This is a genomic window from Clostridium sp. Ade.TY, from assembly GCF_000498355.1.
Classification (GTDB): Bacteria; Bacillota; Clostridia; order Clostridiales; family Clostridiaceae; genus Clostridium.
The window spans coordinates 348,128-369,575 of sequence record NZ_AVSV01000003.1 but is presented as its reverse complement, the minus strand read 5'-3'; the positions used below and the strand labels follow the sequence as shown (position 1 = coordinate 369,575).

15 protein-coding genes and 1 tRNA gene are annotated in these 21,448 nt (G+C 24.5%); 5 read left to right on the top strand and 11 right to left on the bottom strand.

What is annotated here, in order from left to right:
• Positions 1 to 30 precede the first annotated feature (30 nt).
• A tRNA-Leu gene (locus O212_RS0102435) sits at positions 31 to 114 on the top strand.
• A 170-nt stretch (positions 115 to 284) separates the two neighbouring features.
• A complete protein-coding gene (locus O212_RS0102430; RefSeq protein ID WP_024613577.1) occupies positions 285 to 1,304 on the top strand; it encodes an SH3 domain-containing protein in 1,020 nt (339 codons plus the stop codon).
• A 60-nt stretch (positions 1,305 to 1,364) separates the two neighbouring features.
• On the opposite strand, the gene O212_RS0102425 is transcribed toward O212_RS0102430, so the two are convergent.
• Positions 1,365 to 2,039: an MgtC/SapB family protein gene (locus tag O212_RS0102425; protein WP_024613576.1), complete on the bottom strand. Its 675-nt coding sequence runs from the start codon at positions 2,037 to 2,039 to the stop codon at positions 1,365 to 1,367.
• 299 nt (positions 2,040 to 2,338) lie between these two features.
• Between O212_RS0102425 and O212_RS0102420 the strand changes: the two genes are divergently transcribed.
• Together O212_RS0102420 and O212_RS0102415 are read left to right on the top strand one after the other, a co-directional pair.
• A complete protein-coding gene (locus tag O212_RS0102420) occupies positions 2,339 to 2,740 on the top strand; it encodes a hypothetical protein (protein ID WP_024613575.1) in 402 nt (133 codons plus the stop codon).
• A gap of 167 nt (positions 2,741 to 2,907) precedes the next feature.
• Positions 2,908 to 3,675: a sulfite exporter TauE/SafE family protein gene (locus tag O212_RS0102415; RefSeq protein ID WP_029699120.1), complete on the top strand. Its 768-nt coding sequence runs from the start codon at positions 2,908 to 2,910 to the stop codon at positions 3,673 to 3,675.
• A gap of 84 nt (positions 3,676 to 3,759) precedes the next feature.
• On the opposite strand, the gene O212_RS0102410 is transcribed toward O212_RS0102415, so the two are convergent.
• The 3 genes from O212_RS0102410 to O212_RS16140 all read right to left on the bottom strand — a co-directional run bounded on the left by O212_RS0102410 (position 3,760) and on the right by O212_RS16140 (position 9,249).
• Entirely contained in the window at positions 3,760 to 4,323 is a 564-nt protein-coding gene (locus O212_RS0102410) for a chromate transporter (RefSeq protein WP_024613573.1), read from the bottom strand.
• The gene (locus O212_RS0102405) at positions 4,310 to 4,861 is read right to left on the bottom strand and encodes a chromate transporter (protein WP_024613572.1); all 552 of its coding nucleotides are present in this window, start codon (positions 4,859 to 4,861) and stop codon (positions 4,310 to 4,312) included. Before O212_RS0102405 ends, O212_RS0102410 begins: the two co-directional genes overlap by 14 nt.
• A 344-nt stretch (positions 4,862 to 5,205) precedes the next feature.
• Entirely contained in the window at positions 5,206 to 9,249 is a 4,044-nt protein-coding gene (locus O212_RS16140) for an Ig-like domain-containing protein (RefSeq protein WP_024613571.1), read from the bottom strand.
• Positions 9,250 to 9,553: 304 nt separating this feature from the next.
• Between O212_RS16140 and uhpT the strand changes: the two genes are divergently transcribed.
• Positions 9,554 to 10,960, top strand: a complete 1,407-nt coding sequence (gene uhpT, locus O212_RS0102395; protein ID WP_024613570.1) for a hexose-6-phosphate:phosphate antiporter — start codon at positions 9,554 to 9,556, stop codon at positions 10,958 to 10,960.
• Positions 10,961 to 11,076: 116 nt separating this feature from the next.
• On the opposite strand, the gene O212_RS0102390 is transcribed toward uhpT, so the two are convergent.
• From O212_RS0102390 to O212_RS0102360, 7 genes are all read right to left on the bottom strand, one after another.
• Positions 11,077 to 11,991, bottom strand: a complete 915-nt coding sequence (locus tag O212_RS0102390) for an AraC family transcriptional regulator (RefSeq protein ID WP_024613569.1) — start codon at positions 11,989 to 11,991, stop codon at positions 11,077 to 11,079.
• Positions 11,992 to 12,175: 184 nt separating this feature from the next.
• Positions 12,176 to 12,517 (bottom strand): zinc ribbon domain-containing protein YjdM, encoded by a 342-nt coding sequence (locus O212_RS0102385; RefSeq protein WP_024613568.1) that lies wholly within the window; start codon positions 12,515 to 12,517, stop codon positions 12,176 to 12,178.
• A 261-nt stretch (positions 12,518 to 12,778) separates the two neighbouring features.
• Positions 12,779 to 13,123, bottom strand: a complete 345-nt coding sequence (locus tag O212_RS0102380; protein ID WP_024613567.1) for a hypothetical protein — start codon at positions 13,121 to 13,123, stop codon at positions 12,779 to 12,781.
• 26 nt (positions 13,124 to 13,149) lie between these two features.
• Positions 13,150 to 13,491: a type II toxin-antitoxin system RelE/ParE family toxin gene (locus O212_RS0102375; RefSeq protein WP_029699119.1), complete on the bottom strand. Its 342-nt coding sequence runs from the start codon at positions 13,489 to 13,491 to the stop codon at positions 13,150 to 13,152.
• A gap of 183 nt (positions 13,492 to 13,674) precedes the next feature.
• The gene (locus O212_RS0102370; RefSeq protein WP_024613566.1) at positions 13,675 to 15,405 is read right to left on the bottom strand and encodes an MFS transporter; all 1,731 of its coding nucleotides are present in this window, start codon (positions 15,403 to 15,405) and stop codon (positions 13,675 to 13,677) included.
• Positions 15,406 to 15,819: 414 nt separating this feature from the next.
• Positions 15,820 to 18,195 (bottom strand): GxGYxYP domain-containing protein, encoded by a 2,376-nt coding sequence (locus tag O212_RS0102365; protein ID WP_024613565.1) that lies wholly within the window; start codon positions 18,193 to 18,195, stop codon positions 15,820 to 15,822.
• Between the two features lie 113 nt (positions 18,196 to 18,308).
• On the bottom strand, positions 18,309 to 21,419 hold the full coding sequence (locus tag O212_RS0102360) for a DEAD/DEAH box helicase (protein WP_024613564.1): 3,111 nt from the start codon (positions 21,417 to 21,419) through the stop codon (positions 18,309 to 18,311).
• Positions 21,420 to 21,448: the final 29 nt, after the last annotated feature.

Sequence of the window (21,448 nt, the reverse complement as noted above, 5' to 3'; positions counted from 1 at the left end):
TATTCTCGTTGCTAAAATTAGTTTTAATTTGCCACCATGGCGGAACTGGCAGACGCACATGACTCAAAATCATGCGGTTTTACCGTGTGGGTTCGATTCCCACTGGTGGCACCATAGTTTAAACTCGTAAATCTTATAAAGATTTTACGAGTTTATTTTTTAAAAACTATTTGGTAAAATTATCTTTTTAAAATAAATTTTTCATATTAATAGTTTTTATATTTTATATTACTAATTTAATTAGAAACCATTAATATGAAATAATTTTAGAAAGGATATGTTTAATGAAATCAAAAATATTCAAACCTTTTAATCTATTTTTAATACTTGCTATATTAATTATTTTTATATTTACTCCAAATATTATAAGTAGATTTAAAACAACAACTAACTCTTTTAATTCAAAACCTGAAACAAAGGTTGACAAAGCAATTAATAATACGAATGAGTCGCCTTTAACTTCCAATAAAAAAACTTATGAATGGGGAGTAATACAATTAGAAAATGACTCAAGTAAATTAAATGTAAGAAAAAATGAATTTGATTCATCAGAAATTATAGGAAACCTTCCAAATGGAGCTATCATCGATATATTAGATGAAAAAGATGATTTATATAAAATTAATTATAATAATATCACAGGATATGTAAAAAAAGATTTTATAACTAAAGGAAACCCTAACGTAAAAACAGATAAAAATGATTTAAGTAGTACAATTAAGGAAGGATATATTAGATATTATGCTCAAGATGATCCAAGGTATGGTAACACAGTATATACTCACCCTGAAGTAAATAATAAAAATCAATTAATCTCTAATTCAGCTTGTGGTCCATCAGCATTTGCTACTGTTGTTTCTACATTAAATGAAAAAAATATTTCACCAGTTGAACTCTGTAAATATTCGTTAGCAATAAATACAAGAACTTATAATAATGGGACAAACAGTGATTTTTTTGATATAGCATGTAATGATTCATCAAAACCAAATTATAATTTAAATTGTTATTCTACAACTAATACTAAAACTATTCAGAAAGCGTTGAAGGATAATAATCATTTAGTAATTGTTAATATGAAACAGGGACATGTTTCAAAAGGTGGACATTATATAATCCTATCTGGAACTAAAAAGATAAATAACGAAAGTTATTTTAAAGTTTATGACCCTCATTGTTACAACCAATACTACATATATGATGATTCATTAATAGATGAAAATAAAAATGATGGATTTATTTTATTGAAACAAAGTACCGTATTTAAAGAAGCTCATATATTTTACATATTTTCCAAAAAATAATGTTTCATATAAGTTTTAATTGAACCTTGTAAATAAGCAAGGTTCTTTTATTATTTAAAATTATATAATATTAACATTAGTAATATTATCATTAACTAATAAGTTAGTCATAATATCATTTGCAGTAATTTTCTCTGATATATCTATTGTATAAATAAGACATTCATTAATTGATTTTATATTAATTATATTTATTTGATATTTATTAAAAATTTTATTTGCCTCACTTAAAGCAATTTCTTTATTTGTGTATTGAACTTCTAAATTAATACATGAATCTTTGACAATATATTTATTTTCAAACTTTTTTAAAATTACAAGACTTATAATTATAAATATTCCACCAATTATACTTATAACATAAAAGCCCATTCCAATTGCTAGTCCTACACAACCTACAGCCCAAACTGATGCTGCTGTAGTAAGTCCCTTTATAGATCCTTTTGCTTTTATTATAGTTCCAGCCCCTAAAAACCCAATTCCTGATACTACTTGACATATAACACGCCCTTCATCTACAGCTAATATATTTTTAAACTCTTGATTTTTAGCAATTTCATCTAATACAAAATATCCAAGTTGGACTTGAATTAATGCTGCAATAGTGGCCCCTAAACAAACTAATACATGAGTTCTAAAACCTGCTGGCATATTTTCATGTTCTCTATTAAAGCCTACAATTCCACCTATAAATATTGATAACATAATCCTTATAATTACTACTTCTACACTCATAATAACTCCACATAAATTCAACATTTTTAATTTATAATATCACTAAAATATTAAAATTTAATGGTAAATACGCTATTATTTTGTTAAATTTTAAAAATATAAGCAATAATTTCTATATTAAATTTAATACAATTGTATTTTATTCATCAAAAACATTAGTTAATTAAAGTAATCCTATATTTTAACTGATAAACTTAATATAATTTTGTATTAATTTTATATGTATGATATTTCATTTTAAAAGCTATAAAAATAAAAAGTATTATAATATAAATAAAAAATAGAAAGGTGGTATATATATGAAATACACAGAAATTGAATTAAAAAGTATTTTTGAAAATGAAAATAACTTTGATGAATTCAAAAAATTTATAACTGAATTTGGATTATATGATGATTTTTATGATATAACATCCAAGCATACAGAGGAAAGATTAAAAGCTTTAATTGCAGCAGAAGTGGATAATAAAAAAATATTAGCTGGTAATTTATTAATTAAATTACAAGAGTCTAAAAACAAAAGAGAATCTATTAGAAATATATATTCAAACAAAGAATTAGTTAGTGATATGGATTTAGAAAAATTATATAGTAAATTAAATAAATTTGTAGTAAATTATGAAAAACATAAAAAACCTATTCCTCATGAAAAACAAATAATAGAAAAATGGATTAAAGAAATTCAAAATACAATTAAATAAAATATTGATTGATTTTAAAATAGCAAAAATATATTATAAGTTTTAATATATTTTTGCTATTTTATAATTTACATATAAATTTATAAAGTTATCACCAGATATTTATAAATTATTCAATTAATTACTATAAAATTAATCTTAAGCCCATTAATAAAGGAGAGATTTTTATGAGTATAGTAGTTTTTATATTTGCTGGTTTGCTTGCGGGTATAGGTATTGGACTTGTTGGAATATCAGCTGCTTCAATAATTACTCCAATGCTTGTAGCATTACTTGGTTTTAATGCTTATCAAGCTATTGGTATAGCTTTAGCTGCCGATGTTTTTGCTTCCTTAATATCCTCAATTATATATTTTAAAAATAAAAATATTGATATAAAAAATGGAATATTAATTATGATAGTCACAATGATAGCAACTTATATTGCTAGTTATTTTGCAAAATTTATACCAAATGATATATTAGGTGGAGTTTCTATGTATATGACTATATTATTAGGTATTAAATTAATTATTAAGCCAATTACTACTCCTAAAGATTCTAAGATAAAAAATTTAAGTAAAAATAAAAAACTAGCTCTTTCAATTATACTTGGATTAGTTATTGGAACTATTTGCGGAACTATTGGAACTGGTGGAGGCGTGATGCTACTATTAGCTTTGACTGGATTCCTAGGCTACAGTTTAAAAATGGCAGTAGGTACAAGTGTTTTTATTATGGCTTTTACAGCTTTAACTGGAGCAACTGCCCACATAATCCATGGTGGCACTAATGTTTTAGCCTTAATAATTTGCGTTATTTTTGCTGTACTTGGTTCTAGAACAGCCTCAAGATTTGCAAATAAAACAGATAATAAAAATTTAAATAAAGTTTCAGGTGTTTTCTTAATTTTATTTGGTGTAATTTTATTAGTATTAAAACATATTGTCCATTAAAATAAAATAAGTTTTAAATAAAAAAGCAGTCTTAGTTATAAAGTAAGACTACTTTTCTATATTTTATAAAAACTTTCCAACCTATTAAAATTTAAATATAACTCCTATAAAAGCCGCCAATACTATATAAACAATTGGTGATTTTTTATATTTAGATATTAAAAAATATAAAATCACTGCAAGTATTAAAGCTTTTAAAGATACTATATTTAAAATATTTTTTGTTTCAAAAAATCTATTTAAAGTTACTATTGATATTTTAACTATTTCAAATCCTGCTGCAAATAGTAATCCTGTTGCTGCTGGACGTAATCCATAAAAACAATTTTTTACAATATAATTTTCTTTAAATTTATTTAATACCCTTGCCACAATTAAAATTATTATTATTGAAGGACCTATAATACCAATTGTTGAAGCAATTGCACCAATAATACCTTGAGTTGTATATCCAACATAAGCTGCCATATTTATACCCATTGCACCTGGAACAGATTGAGATATTGCAATCATATTTGCAAGATCTGTATGTGTAAACCAATGTGTAGTATCTGAAATATTATAAAGAAATGGTATAGTAGCAGCTCCTCCACCTACGGCAAAAAGACCTACTTTAAAAAACTCAAAAAATATTTTAATTAGTATCATTCTTTTTACCTCCTGCTCCTTTAAGTACAATTCCACTTATACCTGCAATTATTATAAATAAGAATGGTGATATATTTGTAAATATAGAAAAACCAGCTACAAGTATAAATATAATCAAAGTTTTTATATCAATTACAGCTGTTTTAAGTAACTTTATAGCAGTATTTAATATAAGTACTGCAACACATACACGTATACCTGCAAATGCATGTCTCACAAATGGAATATCTGCAAAATTACCAATAAACATTGCTATTATTGATATAAGTATTACAGATGGTGTTACAAATCCTAATGTTGCAACTATACCACCTATATTTCCTTTTCTTTTATGCCCTATAAATGTTGCAGTATTTACAGCAATTACTCCTGGCGTACATTGTCCAATTGCATAATAATCAGTAAGTTCTTCACTTGTAATCCACTTTCTCTTTTCAATTATTTCTCTTTGAAGTATTGGGAATATAGTATATCCACCACCAAAATTCATAAAACCTAATTTTATAAAAAGAAAATATAAATCAATTAATTCTTTCATATAAACATCCCTTCTAGCTTTACTTTTTAATATTAGTAAGAAGATAGAATTTTTATTATGGATATAAAACCGCTTAAATATTTTATAGAATAAGATTTTATTAAATTGTTTTATAATTTTTTAATTAATCAATAATAAAAATTCTCACCAAACTATACTATAACACCTAATTAATTATATAGAAAATACATAATCAATGTAGTATGAATATATTTTTGATATACACTTAAAAATATAAAAAGTATATTCTATATTAATTCATGATAAGTTCATTGGTATTATTGATATTAATACAAAATAAAAGAGCACTAAAGTATATTAGCGCTCTCTTATTATTTTAAAATTTACTTTCTTATAATAAATACTCCTCCAACAAGTGTAACTAATCCTAAAATTATCATGCCTAATGCTTCTTGTCCTGTCTTTGGTATATCTTTATCATTTTTATTTTCAACTATTTCATTTTTATCTGAACTTGGTTTATTATTTTCTTGATTATTATTTGGTTTATTTTCTGAATTACTGTTATCATCTGGTTTATTATCTGGCTTATTGTTATTATCTGGCTTATTGTTATTATCCGGCTTATTATTATCATCTGGTTTTGATGAATCATCATTATTTGATTCATTTTTCCAAGCCATTAAGTTAGTAACTTTCGGAACTTTATTTGGAACATTTTCACCTTCCATAAATGGAGCCATCCATACATTAATATTTCCTTCTCTTCCTTCAGACTTAACTATTAATTTTTTTATTCCTTTATTAGGATTTTGTCCATCTGGATTTGGTGAACCTGCATATGGTTTTGCATCAACTATTTCAAATTTTTCATTTCCATAATTAAGAAGTTTTACATATAATCTCTTGTTTCCATCTTTTAAAATAACAGCTTTTCCACCTTCAGTTAATTCTGCTTCTTTATCTGTATGCATTTGCCATGCAACCTCACCAGATTTTTTTAACATATACTCATCTCTTACAAGAATATCTTCTCTATTTATAAATTTAATCCCTCTTTTTACACTTAGAGCTTCTTTATCATAGGCACTTGTCATGTCTATTATTCCGTAAGGATTATTTCCATTATTTAATTTCATATCTATTATAGGAGAATGTACATTAACTTCTTGGTCATATCCTGAACCTGGATTTATTATTAAAGTGTTGTGTCCTTCAGCTCTTTTTCTATAATAATTCCATCTTCTTCCCCCTTCTTCTTTTTCCCAATATCCTGGAAGGTTGTAATTTTCTTTTCCAAGATCTAATGCCCATCTTTCACCTAATGAATCAAAAACAAATGAACCAATATCTAAATCTCCGTGTGGTGCTCCATTAAATCCACCTTTAAATCCAACAAAACTTGATAAAGGATCTTCCCAATCTTTTCTCATAGTTATTACAGATTGTCTTTCTTTATAAGCTCTATCTAATTCCTTTGGACTTTCTCCAGTGTATAATTCTGGCTTATACCATAATAAATCATACACATTAACTACAGCTTCATCTTGTGACATATAATATTTATGGTACCATGTAAGATCTGCTCTATTTAATTCATTTGCAAACCAAAGACTTAAATAGCCTGCTGGTAAATTTCTATCATTATCTGAATAATTATATGCACCATCTTTTCCTGTCATAAACATTGGATAATCTGGAGTCTCTTTAATTCCTGGTGCATTAATAAATAAATTTTCTCCTTTAATTGCTGAACTTACAGAAGATAAGAAATAAACTAAATATCTTGTACCATAATCCCAATATGATATTCCTTCTATTGAATCTCCTTCTGGATAATACTGAGTTAATCCATTTTGAATTGACTTAAATGCCTCTTGGATTATTTCACCAGCCATTTTATCATTGTTTTCTCCCATTATAGCTAGTGCACCCGCTGTTAATCCAGTATTACAAACAAAGTTCCAATTATATTTATCTTCAACAAAGAAATGCGAATTATTTTTATAATATCCAAGCCCTATGCTTAATGAATTTTTAACTAAAGCTTTCTCTATAGTAGCTCTTTGTTCTTTATTTAAATATGAATATAACCAATCAAATCCTATTGCAACTCCAAATGATGTCATTGTCGCATCTAAGTAATGCTGATGACTCCAATCTGGATACTTTACAGAAACATTTTCAAGTTCAAGCCAAGCTCTATCTGCATATTTTTTATCACCTGTTATTTGATACATAAATGATAAATCAACAATATTTTTTGATGCAGTTGTATCTAATCTTAATCCATCTGGCTTATTATAAGCTACAACTGGTGATGCTAATATTTTATCTATTTTGATTTTTAATTTTTCAAACCATATTTTAGCATTTTTATCAGTCTTGACTAAATTTCTTAATGAATTAAATTCATCTTCTGATGCTAAAAGCCTTGGATGTTCTTTCTTTACTAATTTATCTATATTTTCTAATGAAGGTGCTACAAAAATATTTCCTTCTGCTATAACTTCATTACCAAAAGTATCAATAACTTTTATTTTTACAGAATCATATCCATTAAAATCTTTATTAGGCTTATAACTATAATTGTTATTATTTATAGTAAATTCTCCATTGCTTGCTTTATCAACAATTTCAAATTTTAAATCTTCACCTTCTGGATCTTTTGCATTAAATTTTTTGTTTTTTATTTCTCCATTTTCATTTAAAGTAATATTGAAATTTTCAAATATTGGTGCTTTATTTCTTTTTTCAACATTAACTTTTATATTAGAAATAGCAAAATTATTATTTGTATCACTAACTTTTACTGTAAATACATCATCTCCATAATAATTTTTATTTGGATAGTATTCAAAGTTTCCATCTTCTTTTAAATTTAAAGTTCCATTTTTAGGATTAGTTAAAGATGTATAATTTAATTGTAAACCGGTTTGAGATACAGCCTCTATTTTACCTTTTATAACTTTATTTTCTAATCCTTTTAATATACCAATATCTTTTATAGTTATTTGATCTGACTCTCCAACTATAACTGGTATTTCTAATTTTTTATTACTTTCTTTATTTTTAACAACTATGTTACTTACCCCATTATTAACTCCAGTTACTAAACCTTCATTATTAACAGTTGCTACATTTTTATCTAAACTTTCAAAAGTAACATCTTTATTAGTTGCATTACTTGGAGTAAAAATTAAATTTATTTTTTCACTTTTACCTTTTTCTAATTTAATTGTACTTTCCTTAGATTCTATATTAGATAATTTTGTATATGAATTTACTTCTATATTATCTACCCAAACTTTACCTTTAGCATCATCATATAAATATTCAAATACTATACTACCTAAAGTTTCTTTTGGCAAATCTAATATAAAATCAAAGTTTGTCCAATCCATATTTTCTTTAACATTTAAATCAACCATTCCCATTGGTTCAATTTTTTGACCATCTGGTGATTTATATTGAAGTCTTAATATAAGTCCTTTACCATTAAAGTTTTCTGTTTTAATCCATTGATTTATTTTAAGTGATTTACCTTGTGCTTCTTGTGGTATATCTCTTATTGTTTGATTTAAAGTACCTCTTGCTGTTTTATCCTTATCTCCATTTTCCAATCTTATTGAATTTTTTCCTTCAAAAAATACTTTATTATCAACTTCTGTATTAAATTTATTACTTCCACTTTGCCATTTTCCCCATTTATCAGCTGTTCCGTCTGACTTAACCTTTTCAAAGTAACCATTTAATACAAGGCTATCTTTATATTGTGGAACATCTGGATCTGGCTTTATATCTCCATCTGTATTTCCAGTGCAAATAAGTTTTGGTTCATTAAAGTAAACTTTACCTGTACTATTATTTGAAATATAATTTTCAATTTTTAAACCACCAACTTCTACACCACCAATTAAATCTGGTATATCAAGTTCATAACTTAATTCTGTCCAATCTTTACTACCTGTAACTTTAGGAGATAATTCAAATATATCTAACTTCTGATTACTTTTATTAACTATTTGTAATCTAATATGTGCACCTGCTCCAACAAAATTTTCTGTCTTTATCCATTGAGTAAATTTATATTTTTTATTTAATTGATCTTTTGTTAAATTAACTGTTTGATGAACAATTATCGCATTACTATCTTTTGTCTTAACATCAATTACTAATGAATTTGGTTCTTTTTTGTATTCATCTTTTGAAATATAAGAATTATAATTATTACCTTTTGCGTAAAAACTCCAGTAATCCGGTTTACTATCTAAATTATCATCAGAATATTTATAGTTCTTTATTAAATTACTATTTTCAGCCGCATTAACAAGCTTAATTGGTAATATTAAGTTCATAATAAACATAACTACTAATAATTTAGATATACTCCTTTTATGTACCCTTAATAAATCTACTTTTATCATAATACTCCCCCTTATATTAATAATATAAAATCAATTTTTATTATATTACATTCATTAAACGTTTTCAACTAGTTGTTTATTAATTTTCAATCTTGAATACACAAAATTTAATATTAATACTTATATTTTTATATCAATAATAAATTAATTAATATTCACATAAATAAAATGTTACATTTATGAAACATTTAAGAGATTTTTTTGTTCATCTTTTATTTTATTATAGTCCTGTAAATGTTTTCTGAAAACATTTTCTAGGATTTATATTTTAAACATTAAATTATAACAACTAAGGAGAGGTAATATGAACGCAATAAGTAAATTTTTTAGTATTAACAAAAAACCTGTTTCTGTACCAATAGAAGTTCAGAGAAAACAATGGGCAAAGCAATTTTTAAAAGCTTTCTTCGTTGTATTTGTTGTTTATGCTTGTATGTATTTAATTAGAAATAACTTTAAAGCAGCACAACCACTTTTAAAAGAACAACTTGGATATACTACATCCGAACTTGGATATATAGGATTTGGATTTTCAATTACATATGCAATAGGTAAAACTTTATTAGGCTACATAATTGATGGTAGAAATGCAAAACGTATAGTTTCATTTTTATTAGCTATGTCAGCAAGTATCGTATTAGTAATAGGATTTTTATTACTAGCTGGTAAACAACCATCTGGAATTATATTATTACTTTGGGGATTAAGTGGATTTTTACAAGCACCTGGTGGACCAGCAGCTTATTCTACTATATCAAGATGGACTCCAACAATTAAAAGAGGTAGATATTTAGGATTTTGGAATATGTCTCACAATATAGGTGGAGCTATTGCAGGTATACTTGCTTTATGGGGTGCAAATGTTTTCTTCCATGGAAATGTTGCAGGTATGTTTATATTCCCAGCAATAATAGCACTTATAGTTGGTATTTTATTAATGTTTGTTGGTAAAGATGAACCTGAAGAATTAGGTTGGAATAGAGTTGAAGAAATATTTGATGAACCTGTAGATGAAGATAATATCGAAAGTGAATCAATGACTAAATTTGAAATATTTAAAAAATATGTTTTAAAGAATCCTTGGATTTGGATACTTTGTGTTTCAAATGTTTTCGTATACATAGTACGTATTGGAATAGATAACTGGGCACCACTTTATGTTACAGAGCATTTAGGATTTGGAATGACTGATGCTGTTGATACAATTTTCTACTTTGAAATGGGTGCACTTTTAGGAAGTATGACTTGGGGATATGTATCTGACCTTTTAAAAGGAAGAAGAGCTATTCTTGCAGCATTTTGTTTAGGAATAACTGCATTTGCAGTACTTGGATATAGATATGCAACTAGCGTTACAATGATAAATGTATCATTATTCTGCTTAGGAGCATTAATATTTGGACCACAACTTTTAATTGGTGTATCTATAGTAGGATTTACACCAAAGAAAGCTACAACCGTAACTAACGGATTAAGTGGAACATTTGGATACCTTTTTGGAGATTCAACAGCTAAAGTTGCACTTGCAAAAATTGCTGATCCAAAATCATCAGGTATAAGTATATTTGGTACAACCCTTCATGGTTGGAATGATGTTTTTGTTGTATTCTATGCCGCACTTATCATAGGTGTAATATTACTTTTAATAGTTGCTTATGGCGAGGAAAAGAAAATTAGAAGACTTAGAAAAGAAAAATTATCATGTAATTAAATTAGCTCATAAATAAACCTTTATTTATAAATTTTAAAAAAGTAGTAGATTAAAATGTTCTCTCAAAATCTTACGCATTTTAACCTACTACTTTTTATTTTTTTATATTAATTTAATTATTTATTGCTTTTATTTAATTTTCTATATTTAATTGGATTTATACTAGTATTTTTTTTAAACACCTTTATAAAGTTTCCTATATTATTAAATCCACATTCTAAACATATATCCACTATTTTCATATCTGTTTCTTTTAACAATTCTTTAGTCTTTTTTATTCTATATTCATTTACATATTCCATTGGAGTCTTTCCAATCATCTTTTTAAAAAATCTACAGAAATATTGTTCATTCATATTAATCTGTTCTGCTAAATCTTTTATATAGATCTTTTCTTTATAATTTTCTTGAATATATGAAATAACTTTCTTTACATAATCAACTCTATAATCTTTATTTTTTCCATCTTCTCTAATTAATAAATTATTTTCATATAATATACCTAATATATTTAATATAGAGGCTTTCACTTTTATTTGAAGTGCAATATTTTGAATATGATTTCCTTCTATATCTTGTGTAAGGGCTCCTTCACTTGCATAGGCATTTACTATTTTTTTATATTCATATAAAATTTCTTTTCCATAACTTTCTCTTTTAAATATTAATGTTTTAAATTTTAATTTACCATTTAACAAAGGCTGAATTAACTTACCTTGTATTGAATCAAACATATCAAAACTAAGCATTTTCAAATCAAACACTATAGCACTCTCAAAGCAAGGATATTTTGATTTTATATAATGAAGTTCTCCACTATTTATAAAACATAAACACTCCTCTTCTATACAATGCTTATCCATATTAACTTCTATATTAAACTTTCCTTTTTTTAAATGAATAAGTTCAAATTCATTATGCCAATGATGCTTAACAAGAAGACCATCTTTATGATTTTCTTTTAAGTAAAATGCACAAGGGAAATTTTTTGTCCCATGTTTTCTAACTTCCTGTAAATTTATATCTCCCATAATTACCCTAACCTTCTATAATTTAAAAATAAATTAATTTAAATATTTACTTTTATAATTTTTAATTATATCTTAAATTTTGTATAATATCTCATATTTTTTCACATTTAAATTTAAATACATGAACTAATTATATAGCAAAAAAGCTAGGAATTTTCCTAGCTTTTTATATTAATTATTTTAATTATAATTTTTTAACAAATTCTGACTTTAATTGCATTGCACCAAATCCATCAATTTTACAATCAATGTTATGGTCTCCCTCAACTAAACGTATATTTTTAACTTTTGTACCTTTTTTAAGTGCTGATGAAGCTCCTTTTACTTTAAGGTCTTTAATTACAGTTACAGAATCTCCATCACTTAATATATTTCCATTTGCATCTTTAACAACTAATGCATCTTCATTACTTCCATTCTCTGATGCTTCATTCCACTCATGAGCACACTCTGGACATACAAACATACTTCCATCTTCATATGTATATTCTGAATTACATTTTGGACAATTTGGTAACTTAAACATAATTTCATCCCCTTTACTTTTATTCAATTTATAATATATAAATTCTTATAATTTATAAAAAAATATAACATATACATTATATGCTTATATACTATATCATATTATTTTTATATTTTCAAATTTTTAGCCGTATTTTATTAAATTTCACCTTTTAAAGTAAATATCTCTTATTTTCTTCGTTTATTACTAAAAAACTTATAATTAAAGATATTACAAGTTATAAAAAAAGAATTAGCTTATAAATCTAATTCTTCTTAAATATTAATTCTTTAGTTGTAGTATTTCTATTCCATCTTCAAAATATTTATCAAGTGGTGCATCAATTACCATATTACTAATTTCAATTTCTTTTGTTCTCCAACCTTTTAGAACATCAAAGTTTTGCATTATATTATCAAATAATAATTCTGGTTTCATAACATTTTCTTTACAAGTGCACCCAATATGAAGTATAACTTGTATCTCTTTAATTAAATCCATATCTAATTTACTTAAATATTCTATAACATCTTTTTTACTATCAAAGGAATTTTTATTTTCCTTTTTACAATAATCACATAAAATTTTATTTAAATCATCATATTCTTCTCTATATTTTAATTTCATCTTTAATCCATCCTTTTACCTTTATATTAAATTTCTCTAGCCCTTTTTCTAGCAATAGTTTTTTCTTTCTCTGGAGTTTTTTGAGTATTTTTTATAAAATGACTTAACATTACAAAAGTATCATTAACTCTCAAAAAGAAAAATCGAGAATCTAAAACTCTAATTTTATAAATATTTCCTTCTAAATTTCTTATAATTGGTGCACCAATAGTTGTCCCTTTATCAGATAATAAATTAAACATTTGTTCTATTTTATAATATTTAACTCTTGCTCTCTTATTGCAATCTTTTTTATCTTTTAATTTATTTATATAATCTAACACAGGAATATTTCCATTCTTATCTTTATAGAAATCTATTTTATACATAATTCTCCTTAATAATTTTTATTTAATATGCAAAGTATGCATTAATTATTAATAAGTAAATTTTAAAATTTTTTATAGTATGATAAGTTTTATCTATATATAATTTAATACTAAATCAAAAAAAATGCAAATTAAAAGCAAAAAAGTTAGTTACTCTTTTGCCTTTAATTTTAACTATATAAATTATTGTGCTTCCTCACCTTTATTGTTTTTTAAGAATAATGCTACAAAAAATCCTATTGCAGCTATTATAGCTAATGTAACAAACAATCCTAGGAATCCATTATTTAATGTTGATTGGAATGTATTTTCAATAGCAGTTTTTGCACCTTCTACTTGATGTATATATTCACTCTTCATATTATTAAATATTACATTTATATTAGCATTTGGTGGAACATGTCCAATCAATCCTTTTTCAATTGCGGGTTTAGCTTTATCAAACATAAAACTTGCAAATTCCTTCATTACATTTGCTATACTTGAAACATCTGCATTTTGGAAAGAATTTAAAATATGTTTTGGTACATCTCCTCCTCCAATTGATTGTGACATACCAGCTGTCATACCTTGAACTTTTGGCATAACTTCCATTAACTTAGATGGCATCTTATCTCCTGCAACAGCTATAAAATTAACTAATATATTAGGTGAAATTGCAATACCTAAACTTTTTATTAATGAAACTGTTGCTTGAGCTGAACTTGCTTCAGTCCTTTTAACATTTACTTGCATTAAGTAATTAAGTGGTGTTCCCATTGTTAATCCCATACCTATACCCATTAATATAAGAGCTATAAATAACATTGGTTCACTATTAGTTTTACAAACATTAAATGCTAATAATAAAGAACTTACTATAGAAAATGTAAATCCAACTAAAAGTACTGCTTTTGCTGAAAACTTATCTATAAATTTACCACCAATAGGTGCTGCTACACCTGAACAAAGTGCGATAATAGTAATTAAATATCCACCTGAACCTTGAGATATTCTAAGAACATTTTCACCAAATTGAGGAATAAATACTACACTCATCATTCCGCAACCTACTACAAAAGCCATTATTAATGTTATAACTATATTTCTATTTTTGAAGAAATTTAAATTTAAAACAGGATCTTCTGCTCTTTTTTCTAAGTATATAAATATAGGTAATAATACAACAAATATTATTAAATAAGGATATACCTTTGTTGATGTTATTGATTTAATGAAATCATGGAAATTTAAATTAGTAACTCCATACATAATTCCAAGTATCATTAAAGATAAAACTACACTTCCCTTAACATCAAGTTTTCTGTCTGTATACTTAGGTTCTTGTATTTTTACCTTTATTGATATTAATAATACGATTATACATATAGGAACATTTATAAAAAATAATATTCCCCAATTATCATTGCCAAATAAATTTAATATTGCTGAACCAATAGTAGGTCCAAGTGTTGTTGCTATTCCATAAGTTGCTCCAGTAATACCAAGTGCACTACCTCTTTTTGCTTTTGGAAAGCTTTCTCCTATAAATGCTGTAGCAATTGGCATTATTCCACCGCCGCCAATAGCTTGTATTACTCTAGCTATTATTAAGAATGAATAACTATTAAAATAATCTGACATTCCGCTTAATGCTGAACCTATACCAAATATAGCTATTGATATTACAAATAATTTCTTTTTTCCGTACCTATCCGCTAACTTTCCTGAAATAGGCATTACAACTGCATAAACTAATGTATAGATTGTAATCATCCAAATTGAAACATCAGCACTTATGTTTAATGCATCTGCTATAATTGTTCTTGCTGGTGATACAATTCCATCATCCATTGCCCCTATAAATATTCCTAACAAGAACATTATCATAAGTGTATTCTGGACTTTTTTACTGTATCCATTTTCGTTTTCCATATCATACCTCCTATATATTTATCCATTATTCTTACACTTATATTTTAAAATTACCATATACAAAAGGCTATGTTAAAACTGTTAGATTTTCATTAATTTAATTTGTATTTATTATTAAGTTAATTCTTAATTTGTCTTTATTTATGTATTATTATTAAACTTTGTTCAAACTTTATATAAAAAAATAAGAAATATATTATTTAAATACTTCTTATTTTAAAATTATATTTATTTATAATATTGTATAAATACTCTGTAAATCTTTGAAAATACTTACTTTTTAAATTTATATATTTATATAAATTTAAAAGTATTTAGTAAATATATTTTTTGAACATTTTTATATTATGAATTATAATTTAATTCATATTTTTAATATTTTCTACATCATATAAAATATCATTATTTATAAATTTATTTTTTTATATTTTCTTTTATTAACTTCATAAATGTATATGGTGTCACAACTTCAACTTTACTATTTTTATTCAACTCTTCTATCACTAAATTTAAATCATCCATATTTTTGCTCCATACATGAACATAAACACAAGTATAAGACTTAGGATTTTTAATATCTGTATATCCTTCTTTTACTCTGCTATTTATATTTTCTATTAATGTATCTTCTTCCTCCAATCCTTTCCACATTAAATCACGACATGATACAACCGGCTTATTATTTGACCATACAATTTCTCCATTATAATTATTATTTTTTTTATAATCTAAATAAATTAAACCATCTATATTATTATGACAAGTATATTTGTCCCATAAATCAGTTCTATAAAAAGATTCATCATCAAGTATTAAAACATAATTTTGATCTACCTTTTTCATATAATTACTTAATCTTTTAGTATAATTATTTAGTTTTTCTTCTGGAAACTTACTTGGATACATATATCCATTTCCTGATGGTGGTGCTAAATAATAATCTTTATACCTTATATTGCTAGCACTTTCATAATATTTATTAAATACTGTAGGTGCTAAATAATATATTGATGGACTTATTGACCATCCTAAATTAAACTTTCCTCTATATTTTGAGCCATACCAATTATTAGAATTAAAATTGCTTCCGAGAAACCATTGTTGATTATCACCATCTGACATAATAAAAGTTACATAATGAGCATTATCTTTAACTGACTCTTTACTTAAATTTTGTTTTTGATCTCTAGTTGGATAAGAACTTAAAACAGATAAATTATATGACCAATCTGATGCAACAATATCAACTCCAAATTTAGATGCTATACTTACATTTGTATGTTCATCAGGTCCCCATCCAAAAACTCTTGACACATCATCCATAGAACTAAATATTTTTTCTCTAAATTCTTTATTGTTAATCTCTTCTTCATAAAAAACTAATGATTTTGAAACTATAGCATAATCTCTTAATGCCATAGTTTTATCTGGTGATAATTGTATAACTGTTGAATGATTTAACCCTTTATTCCATAAATTATTAAAAGCCCAATATTTATCAGTATCTCTACAATCTTTAATTAAATTTTTTACTCCAATTTCTTTAACTTTTTCTTCTATCAATTCATCTATAACTATTCCATTTTCTAAAGATGCAAGTGAACATCCATTATTTATAGAATATTTATTTGAATTATTATACAAAATATATCCTTTTATATAATCTTTAAACTTACTTAATAATTCATATGGGTCTTTTATAAATTTATATTTAACATTATAATTTTCTTTTAAATCATTAAGCCAAGTTTCGTAACTTGGCTCATAATTACTTAAAATATAAATTTGTTCTTTTGATTTAGTAGCTACATTTCCTTGAAGTGTAGCTACCATTGTTTGTTCTTCTTTCGTCATTTCATTATCTTTTATTACATATAAGGTTTTAGGCATTATATTATTTTTAATATAATAATCATTTTTATTATTGTTTTTATTAAAAATATTTTTTGAATTACCTTTGCATTCATTATAAAAATCACTTAAAAATTTATATCTATCCCCGGAATAAAATCCTTTTGAATCATTTTCACTCATTTCAAAAAGTTTTACTTGCCTTGTAATTATATCTTCTAAGCTAACTTCATTACAGTTTTTAACAATATCATACATTATCATAAATGTAGTTGTTCTTCCTATGCCAGCTTTACAATGAAAATGAAACCAATTATTATTTCCCTTATTATTTATTACTGTCTCTTTAAATCTATTTACCATATCAGTAGATGGAAGTCCACCATCTGTTACAGGTATTCTTATATAATTTAAATTATTATTTTTTGTAAGGGTTTCTTCACTGTAAACTTCTTTTGGAATTACTGAAATATTAGTATTACTAAAAGTTATAGGTTCATTAATCTTTATAGAATTTAATCTTTTAGCTTCATCATTTAAAATCTCATTTAATGATAACCCTTCATTGGCATTATTATTTTTATTTTTAAAACTTATAGGAATACCATTTATAAATCCATGTGATTCTTCTCTTAAATCAACAACAGTTATATTATATTTATCTCCTATAGATTTTTTTATTAAAGATAATCCTTCCTTTGAAAATTGTGCACTTCCTGATATATTAAGCTCTTTAAGTCCAGTTAAATTAATTTTTTCTCCTTCATCTAAATTTAAAACATCTGTACTTTTCCTAAAATTTTTTGGAATTTTAGTTATATTCGTTGAATCTTGAACCAATTCTAAATTATTAGAAGCTTTTGGATAATAAGTAATAAAATTAAAAGATAAAATTATTGCTATAAATATAGAAAAAAGGATTTTAAATAATTTTTTCATAAGTATTTCACCCCTATTTTAAAAAATAGATTTATACTTACTATAATTAATCAAAATCCTTCTTTTTATCCATTTTATTAAATCTTTACTTTTTATGATTTAATTATTAAATATTAATCAAATAATTTCATTATTTCTTCTTCAGTTAACTTTTTAAGCTTCTTTCCATCCATATCCTTTCCGTCCATAAGGCTTTGAATAAGCTCCTTTTTATCTTCTTGCATAAGTACAATCTTTTCTTCTATTGTATCTTTTGCTACAAGCTTTATTACTTCAACTATATTTTTCTGTCCAAATCTATGTGCTCTATCTGTTGCTTGATCTTCAATAGCTGGATTCCACCAAGGATCAAAATGTATTACTAAATTAGCTGATGTTAAGTTTAATCCTACTCCTCCAGCTTTTAATGAAATTAAAAATACTTGTATATCCTTATCTTCGTTAAACAATTTAACTCTATCAATTCTTTCTTTTGCAGATGTTTTTCCATCCAAATAAGTATACTTTATTCCTTTTTCTTTAAAGTCAACCTCTATGTTTTTAAGAACAGATGTAAATTGAGAAAATAAAAGTATCTTTTTATTTGATTTTGTATTATCTATTATTTCTTTCACAACCTCAATCTTTGCACTTTTAAAAGCATAATCTTCAATTACAAGAGATGGATCTAAGCACAACTCTCTTAATTTAGTTAAATAAGAAAATAAATTTATACTGTTATTTGATTGTTTTATCTTATTTTTTATTTCTTTTACATATGATTTATATATACTTTTTTGCTTACTATTAAGTTCAACCAAATACTTCTTTTCAACTTTGTCTGGAAGTTCAGCCAAAACATCTTCCTTTACTCTTCTAAGTATAAATGGTGTTATAAGAGATTTTAACTCTTCTGTATTTGATATATTTATAAAGCGTTCTCTAAATCTTTCTTTGCTAAATAAATATCCTGGCATAATAAAATCAAATATTGACCAAAGTTCCATTAGATTATTTTCTATAGGAGTTCCTGTTAATGCTATATTGCTTTTTGACTTTATATTTTTTACAGTTTCAGTTACTTTTGCAGTAGGATTTTTTATATTTTGAGCTTCATCTATTATAAAGTAATCAAAAGTTATATCCTTATATTTTTCTTCATCATTTTTAAGTGTTCCATATGTAGTTAATAATACATCATAATTTTTATAATTATTTATTATATTTTCTCTTGTATTTTTACTTCCATGTATCAACCCAACTTTAATTGTAGGTGCAAATTTTTCAAATTCATCTTGCCAATTATAAATTAATGCTGTTGGTGTAACTACTAAGGCTTTTGTTTTCTTTTGAGATAATAAAAATGCTATTATTTGAATTGTTTTTCCAAGTCCCATATCATCAGCAAGTATACAACCAAATCCTAATGAAGTTACTTCATTTATCCACTTAAATCCATCTTTTTGATAATTTCTAAGTTTTGCATTTAATTTCTTTGGTACAAGCTTTCTTTTATACTCTTTATTTAATAGTTTTTTAACTATTTCTTGAAATATATTACTTCCCTTTATAAAAGATAAACTTCTATTTTTAAATTTTTCACTAATATAAATACTTTTATTTTTATCTATATAAATTTCATTATCCTTTATATTATCAAATCCTAAATCTTCTATAAGATTTAAAAATTGAACAATCCCATCATCTTCTAGATCTAAATAAGAATTCTTATTTTTATAAAACTTATTTCCATTTCTCATACTATCTATGGCTGACTTAATTTCTTTTATATTAAAATCTGAAATATTATATTTAAGTGTATAAAAGTTATCAAATTCTTCTAAACTTGAATCAATGCATGATGAATTTATTAAATTAAAGTCTCCTAAATCTTTTGAAACCTTAACTGTACCAATTTCATTTAATCTTTTAAAGCCTATACTCAAGAGATTAAATATATCTTCATCATTTCCTATAAACATAAAATCTTTATCTTTTTTTATAAATTTAAACTTTTGAAGCTCCATACTTATTAATACTTCTTTTTTATAATCTCTTAAAAAACTATTGTCGCCTTTATTTTTTATTAAATCAATTATATATCCTGAATAATTAAGTTTTACATTACAATAAATTTTATCTTTTTCCTTATAAAAATAAAAATTAGGCCTAATTAAACTCTTTTTGTATTCTTTTGTATTTTCATCCAATACAACATTATTAGTTACATTTTTAAGTTCCTCTAATAATTTATTTAAACTATTTAGTGATTTTTCATAATATAATTCACTAGATTTAATTAATTTTTTATATAAAGGTATATAAGAATTTAATTGCTTTTCTTTAGGTAAATATATATTTCTATCAAATAACATTACATCACCATAGTTGTTTAGTAAAACAGGAAATTTATTATGATGTCTTAAAATAAACTTATTGTCTTTAAGTATTACTGTTAATGCAACTGGTACATTTACCTTTTTAACCTTAACTTCATAATTTATAAAATTATAATTTAATATAATTTTTTTATCTTTATTTATTAATTTCAAAAAATCTTTTATTTCATTTTGATATAACTTTAAGCACTTTCCATTTGCTCTATTTTTATTTTTCTTTATAAATTCAATTATTTCTTTATCTTCTTTTATGAATACATCTTTTGTCTGATCATAAATAAAAACATCATTAAATTTTATAGGTTCTTTAATTTCCATTTTCCTTATAAAATCTTTTATATCTGTTATTAAATGAGTACCTAAAGCCCCTATTTTAAATTCACATTGAAATGATTTTATTCCATCATTTACAATGCATTTTATCATTATATCTAAAGATAAAAACCTTTTACTTTTTAAATGTTTTTCTAAAGATTCTTCTTTTTTACTTACTGTCTTTTCTTCTTTATTTTTTATATTTTTCTTTGCTACATTATAAAAAGTAAAAAATGTCCCCATTATATGCTTACATACATAATTTCTTATTTGCCTTCTATTTTCATCAAAGGTTTCACAAGTACATCTTGTATCAATTATCCTATCTGTTTTATTATTAATTTTTATATGAGTCCTATATATGTTACTTTTATTATCATTTAAAACTTGTCCGTAAATATGATATATATTATCTATATTTTTACCTTTTAAATCTTTTACATATGCTTCTTTTGATAATTTTTCTCCTTGTGTTCTCGTATATAAAGAACTTAACTTTAACATGTTTTTATTTATTGTTTCTAAATTCAAATATACCTCACCTCCTTATTCAATAAAGT

Excerpts from the sequence above, each read along its gene's own strand:
- O212_RS0102410 (WP_024613573.1), bottom strand. The coding sequence starts at position 4,323 with ATGATACTAATTAAAATATTTTTTGAGTTTTTTAAAGTAGGTCTTTTT.
- O212_RS0102365 (WP_024613565.1), bottom strand. The coding sequence starts at position 18,195 with ATGAAAAAATTATTTAAAATCCTTTTTTCTATATTTATAGCAATAATT.
- O212_RS0102430 (WP_024613577.1), top strand. The coding sequence starts at position 285 with ATGAAATCAAAAATATTCAAACCTTTTAATCTATTTTTAATACTTGCT.
- O212_RS0102385 (WP_024613568.1), bottom strand. The coding sequence starts at position 12,517 with ATGTTTAAGTTACCAAATTGTCCAAAATGTAATTCAGAATATACATAT.
- O212_RS0102390 (WP_024613569.1), bottom strand. The coding sequence starts at position 11,991 with ATGGGAGATATAAATTTACAGGAAGTTAGAAAACATGGGACAAAAAAT.
- O212_RS0102415 (WP_029699120.1), top strand. The coding sequence starts at position 2,908 with ATGAGTATAGTAGTTTTTATATTTGCTGGTTTGCTTGCGGGTATAGGT.
- O212_RS0102375 (WP_029699119.1), bottom strand. The coding sequence starts at position 13,491 with ATGTATAAAATAGATTTCTATAAAGATAAGAATGGAAATATTCCTGTG.
- O212_RS0102380 (WP_024613567.1), bottom strand. The coding sequence starts at position 13,123 with ATGAAATTAAAATATAGAGAAGAATATGATGATTTAAATAAAATTTTA.
- O212_RS0102405 (WP_024613572.1), bottom strand. The coding sequence starts at position 4,861 with ATGAAAGAATTAATTGATTTATATTTTCTTTTTATAAAATTAGGTTTT.
- O212_RS0102370 (WP_024613566.1), bottom strand. The coding sequence starts at position 15,405 with ATGGAAAACGAAAATGGATACAGTAAAAAAGTCCAGAATACACTTATG.
- O212_RS0102425 (WP_024613576.1), bottom strand. The coding sequence starts at position 2,039 with ATGAGTGTAGAAGTAGTAATTATAAGGATTATGTTATCAATATTTATA.
- O212_RS0102420 (WP_024613575.1), top strand. The coding sequence starts at position 2,339 with ATGAAATACACAGAAATTGAATTAAAAAGTATTTTTGAAAATGAAAAT.
- uhpT (WP_024613570.1), top strand. The coding sequence starts at position 9,554 with ATGAACGCAATAAGTAAATTTTTTAGTATTAACAAAAAACCTGTTTCT.
- O212_RS16140 (WP_024613571.1), bottom strand. The coding sequence starts at position 9,249 with ATGATAAAAGTAGATTTATTAAGGGTACATAAAAGGAGTATATCTAAA.